This is a genomic window from Prevotella sp. CAG:592, from assembly GCF_000436015.1.
GTDB lineage: Bacteria > Bacteroidota > Bacteroidia > Bacteroidales > Bacteroidaceae > Prevotella > Prevotella pectinovora.
On record NZ_FR892629.1, the window covers coordinates 1 to 5,672 of the forward strand.

A 5,672-nucleotide genomic window follows, 5' to 3' on the forward strand; every position below is an offset into this window, starting at 1 on the left:
AAGCCCTAATGACCGATTTGGGTTTAAAAACTTAAAGTTTAGTTATCTCTTCCTGTGAAAGGCCTGTTGCTTTCATTATAGCGTCAATAGGCATATCCATTTCAAGAAGTTTTTTTGCTATTTCTACAGCTTTGTCTTTTTTGCCTTCAGCACGACCTTTTGCAAGTCCTTTTGCAATACCTTTCTCTTCTGCATTATCCAGCGAGTTCTTCATGTCGCGATAAGCTTTAAGACTGTCCTCATATTCACGAAGTTCTGTTTTTGAGAATCTTGCGATTTCAGCCTGATTAAACAAACGACTAAAGACTTCTGTCTGGAGATACCTGGGTTGACGGTCAAGACGCGAGAGGTTTTGAAGAACATAAATCCACTTGTCATAATTGGTCTTCAGTTCTTCTATACTCTTTTTGAACTTGGCTATTTCAACATACTTAAATGTGAGTTTATCGTTGAACACTTTATGTGTCTGCTTGTCAAGCAAGCCGATGTCGTGATTGATTGTATCTTGTGCAAAAGCAGAATCTGTCATGTCGTAGTTGAGTAATGCAACAACATAAACATGCTTGAGTTCATAATTCCACACTTCTCCTTTTTGCGCTTGATCACGAATAGGGAATGTGGCATAATATAGGGAACGGTCTTTGAAGTATTTCTGACTGGCATTCTGCATCTCAACGATAAACTTCTCGCCTTTTTCATTCTCACAATATACGTCGAATATAGCCTTGCGGTCTGTACGTACATCACCAACATGCTCACTATTAAGGAATGTCACGTTCTTTACAACTTGTTCACCATCAAACAGAGAGTTGAGAAAATCAATTAACAAATCCTTGTTGGGATTAGTGCCAAAAATTCGCTTGAAACCGAAATCGGTCAGCAAACTGATATATCGTTCTTCTGTGTATCGCATAACCCTAATATTAAATTTGTATTATAACACAAAGATAAAGGATATATTCAATATTTACAAGAATATTGGCACAATTTTGATTATTGAGTGTTGTTATCGGCTTTACCGCTTGCCAGAGCATGAATGTTGAATTATTCTCGACTAACGCCAGCGATTGTAAGTTGTACTATCATGAACAAGAATTAATTGTTGTAATAACGAGCATACCATTCAGCAAAGCATCTCAATCCTTCTCTTAGACTTGTGTTCGGCTTAAACCCAAAGTCCTGCTCTAATGGGGTCGTGTCAGCGTAAGTTACTGGCACATCACCAGGCTGCATCGGTACAAGTTCCTTGTGGGCTTCAAAGTCATAATCCTTTGGCAATACTCCTGCACGAACCAATTCTTCTTGAAGGATAGTAACGAAGTCAAGGAGGTTTTCGGGAGAGTTGTTACCAATATTATATACTTTATATGGAGGAATTGGCAGACCATCTTCGCCATTCTGCTTTTCTGGTGCATGTTGCATGATACGGACTACACCTTCTACGATGTCGTCAACGAATGTGAAGTCACGCTTACAATTGCCATAATTGAATATCTTGATGGTTTCGCCTTTCACCAGTTTGTTTGTAAAACCGAAGTACGCCATATCTGGGCGACCGGCGGGACCATACACTGTGAAGAAGCGAAGGCCTGTAGAAGGGATGTTATAGAGTTTACTGTAGGCATGTGCCATCAGCTCGTTGCTCTTTTTGGTTGCAGCATAAAGGGAAACGGGATTGTCAACCTTGTCGTCTGTTGAATATGGCACTTTTTTGTTGCTGCCATATACAGATGATGAAGAAGCATAAACAAGATGCTCAACTTCGTGATGACGGCAAGCTTCAAGGATATTATAGAAACCAATGAGGTTGCTCTGAATGTAAGCATCGGGATTAGTGATACTGTAACGTACACCAGCTTGGGCTGCGAGGTTTACCACAACAGCGATTTTGTTATCGGTGAAAATCTTTTCTACAGCTTCTTTATCAGCGATTGATGCGTGTACGAAAGTCCAGGACCCTCCTCGGTCCTCCCTGTTTAGGGAGGATGCTATATTTTCGATCTCCTTGAGACGTTCGTATTTGATGTTGACATCATAATAGTCTGTGATTGAATCAATACCAATCACTTTGATGTTCTATACGTCGTGGAAAAGACGTTTTACGAGGTTGCTGCCTATAAAACCTGCAGCACCTGTTACAAGAATTGTCTTGTCTTCAAGATTTATGTTGTGTTCTACCATAAAGACCCCCTCATTACCCCTGTTTAGGGGATGGTCCGGAGGGGAGCGGAGGATTTAGACCCCCTCGATCCCCCTGTTTAGGGGGAGGATGGAAGACCCCCTCAGTCCCCCTGTTTAGGGGGAGGAAGAGGACATTGGGCTAACTGTCTGGGGGAGGGTTATAAGTTTTGTTTTATTTTTGTAATGACATAATCGGGGTTAAATAAGACTTCTTGGTTTGTGAAACGTATGACCTTGAAGCCTTGGTTTTCTAACCATTCTTGTCTGATAGTATCGTAGAGTTGCTGTTCGTCAGTGAAATGGTAACCGCCATCGATCTCGACTATCAGTCTGCTTCGGCGGAATAGGAAATCTACTATATAATCACCAATAATCCCAAATCGGTCATTAGGGCTTGCTTGTATTTTGCTTTTTTAGAAGAGTGGATTTTGTTTGGCTTTTAATGAGTAATAGCGAGCTATTGCGAATTAAAAACAAGCAAAAGACGCCTTATAAAAAGCAAAAGACTGCAAGCAGTTATTAAAATTATACATTGAACGGACTAATGACCGTTTTGGGATAATATGCTGTCTGATGCATCTCTGCCCAAGTGCTGATGCTTTAACCATTGACCAGAAGACAGATTCTGCCTCAGTAGCATTTTGGCGGTTCTTCTTCGCATTCTCCTTAAGAAGTTCATACTCCAAAGGATCTGCTGTCATCCATTTCCTATCCATAGTTTGCCCCTGTCTAGGGGGAGGAAGAAGACCCCCTCGGTCCCCCTGTCTAGGGGGAGGAAGAAGACCCCCTCGGTCCCCCTGTCTAGGGGGAGGAAGAAGACCCCCTCGGTCCCCCTGTCTAGGGGGAGGAAGAAGACCCCCTCGGTCCCCCTGTCTAGGGGGAGGGGTGGAGAAAGGTTTTTTCGTTTGTCTTGTAAGCCTCCCTAAACAGGGAGGTTTGGAGGGTCTTTAATCTCTACGGAAAATATCTCTAGTATAAACTTTATCTTCTACATCCTTCAAGCAATCATCAAAACGGTTGGCGATGATGGCTTTGCTTTGAGCCTTGAATTCATCAAGGTTGTTGACTACCTTGCTGCCGAAGAATGTAGTGCCGTCTTCAAGGGTGGGTTCATAGATGATGACTTCTGCGCCTTTAGCCTTGATGCGCTTCATGATGCCCTGGATAGCTGACTGACGGAAGTTGTCACTGTTTGACTTCATAGTCAGACGATAGACACCGACAACGGGAGCCTCTCCCTGCCCCTCTCCCGAAGGGAAGGGATGGCCGTACTGGTTGTTGTTGGTATAGTCGTACCATCCAGCCTTGCGCAATACAGCATCAGCAATGTAATCTTTGCGTGTGCGGTTAGATTCTACAATAGCGGACATCATGTTCTGAGGAACATCCTGATAGTTGGCAAGGAGCTGCTTGGTGTCTTTCGGCAAGCAGTAACCGCCGTAGCCGAATGACGGGTTGTTATAATGTGTACCGATACGTGGGTCGAGACCTACGCCTTCGATGATAGCCTTGCTGTCCAAGCCCTTTACTTCTGCGTAAGTGTCGAGCTCGTTGAAGTAGCTTACACGGAGGGCGAGGTAAGTGTTAGCGAAGAGTTTAACGGCTTCCGCTTCTTTCATACCCATAAACAAGGTGTCGATGTTTTCCTTGATTGCTCCTTCCTGCAAGAGGGCTGCGAATGTCTTGGCAGATTCTTTCAGCATCTCTACGTCGGTAACTGATTCTATTGCCTTGTTCTCGGCTTCAAACTCCGGTTTGTCGATAATCTTAGGATAGCCTACGATGATACGGCTTGGGTAGAGGTTGTCGTACAAGGCCTTGCTTTCACGCAGGAACTCTGGGGAGAAGAGGAGGTTGAACTTCTTTACTCCCTTCTGAGCGTATTTCAAGTAAAGGTTGCGAGTATAGCCAACAGGGATAGTACTCTTGATCACCATAACGGCATCTGGATTTACTTCCAATACCAAGTCGATTACTTCTTCTACATGGGTAGTGTCGAAGTAATTCTTTACCGGGTCATAGTTGGTAGGTGCTGCGATGACCACAAAATCGGCATCAGCATAAGGAGAAGCCTTCCCCGTCCCTCCCTGAAGGGAGGGGGACAAGACTGCATGGAGATCAAGTGGCTTTTCTGCCAAATACTTTTCGATATAGTCATCTTGAATAGGTGAAATCCTGTTGTTCAGCTTTTCTACCTTTTCTGGTATTACATCTACTGCTGTTACATGATGATGTTGTGATAGCAATGTAGCTATACTCAGTCCCACATAGCCAGTGCCGGCCACTGCGACTCTGATGTCTTTGAAATCACGCATATTTAAATTTTATTTAGTTTCTTATTCCGCTATTTAGAAATCTTCGTTATGCACATTGCTGATGGCAACGGCATAACCTCCAAGGTCCATCACAAGCTGGCGGTCGCGCAATATTCGTACGACATATCCTTCTTGTCCTGCCAAGATTCCTGTCAGAACACGGAGCTTCACGTGTTCCCTTGCAAATTTCACAAAAGGATCACGAAGGAAAGTCACACGTTCCGGTTCCGACTCCATGACTTTCATGAACGGCTTCATGACGCTGTTCTTGATGGATGCCGGTTCTCCTGTCATGCAATTGTTTACAAGATGGTATCGTGGAAAATTCTTCTGGAGGAAATTCTTCAGGTCTTCAGTTTCGCCCTGCAAGAATACGAGGCCGCTTACTGAAGGTTTCTCTTCTTTGACTACACCTTTGCCATTTGCTTTGCGCTTATAACCAATGGTGCGATGAATGAAACACTTTGGAATGAAATCGCCTTCCCAATTGCCTTCTTCAAGTATCTTGTCGAACTTTCCAGCTGCAAAATGCTGGATAAACAAATATCCCCATGGAGCCTCCGGTTCTTCGTTAATGGACATTCCTCCTACTTTTGAAGCCGATTTTTTATCAGCCCCAACAACGTGGATGCCCTTTGGTAAACACTTGTTGTTATACATATCGTTGTTTACGTCGGCTGTAGAAGAAGGAAGCGAGCAAACCTGCGTCATTTTCTTTATCTACTTTATGTCACTGTTAGCTGCCATCACGTATGATGACGATGCTATTATTACAATAACATTGCTCATAAAATCACACCTTAGAAGTACATATTGTCCAGTCCAGTAGATGAAAACAAAATTCGTCAAGTAGTCTTGGCCATCTTACTTTCTTACTACTATATGGCTTTGTGTCTCTATCAATATTATGTCTGCATCTTCATATCCATATCTCATAATGAGAGATAAGATATCGGGTGCAAAGTTACGTTTTTTCTTGCATTTATTATCATTCACATTATAAAACTTTTATGTTTTCATTGATTTTGTATAGCTATGTCTATGATTACACGCTAATTAGTAACAAAAATGCGACATAACTTTATATACACAATGCCACTGCCATCATGATATTCTTCACTTTCATCATTCTTCCTCAAACAATACCGCATTAAACCCAAATCGGTCATTAGGCCG

General features: G+C 42.8%; 4 protein-coding genes and 1 pseudogene. All 5 read right to left on the bottom strand.

The window, feature by feature from the left end; translation table 11 throughout:
- Positions 1-31: 31 nt before the first annotated feature.
- Entirely contained in the window at positions 32-913 is an 882-nt protein-coding gene (locus QVO99_RS09965) for an Rpn family recombination-promoting nuclease/putative transposase (protein ID WP_022317467.1), read from the bottom strand.
- A 182-nt stretch (positions 914-1,095) separates the two neighbouring features.
- Positions 1,096-2,181: pseudogene (locus QVO99_RS09970) on the bottom strand (NAD-dependent epimerase/dehydratase family protein).
- 158 nt (positions 2,182-2,339) lie between these two features.
- Positions 2,340-2,585 carry an endonuclease domain-containing protein gene (locus QVO99_RS11115; RefSeq protein ID WP_082026161.1) on the bottom strand — a complete coding sequence of 82 codons (246 nt, stop codon included), beginning with the start codon at positions 2,583-2,585 and terminating at the stop codon, positions 2,340-2,342.
- 543 nt (positions 2,586-3,128) lie between these two features.
- Positions 3,129-4,496 (bottom strand): UDP binding domain-containing protein, encoded by a 1,368-nt coding sequence (locus QVO99_RS09975; RefSeq protein ID WP_022317469.1) that lies wholly within the window; start codon positions 4,494-4,496, stop codon positions 3,129-3,131.
- 33 nt (positions 4,497-4,529) lie between these two features.
- Entirely contained in the window at positions 4,530-5,207 is a 678-nt protein-coding gene (locus QVO99_RS09980) for a hypothetical protein (protein WP_022317470.1), read from the bottom strand.
- Between the last annotated feature and the right edge of the window lie 465 nt (positions 5,208-5,672).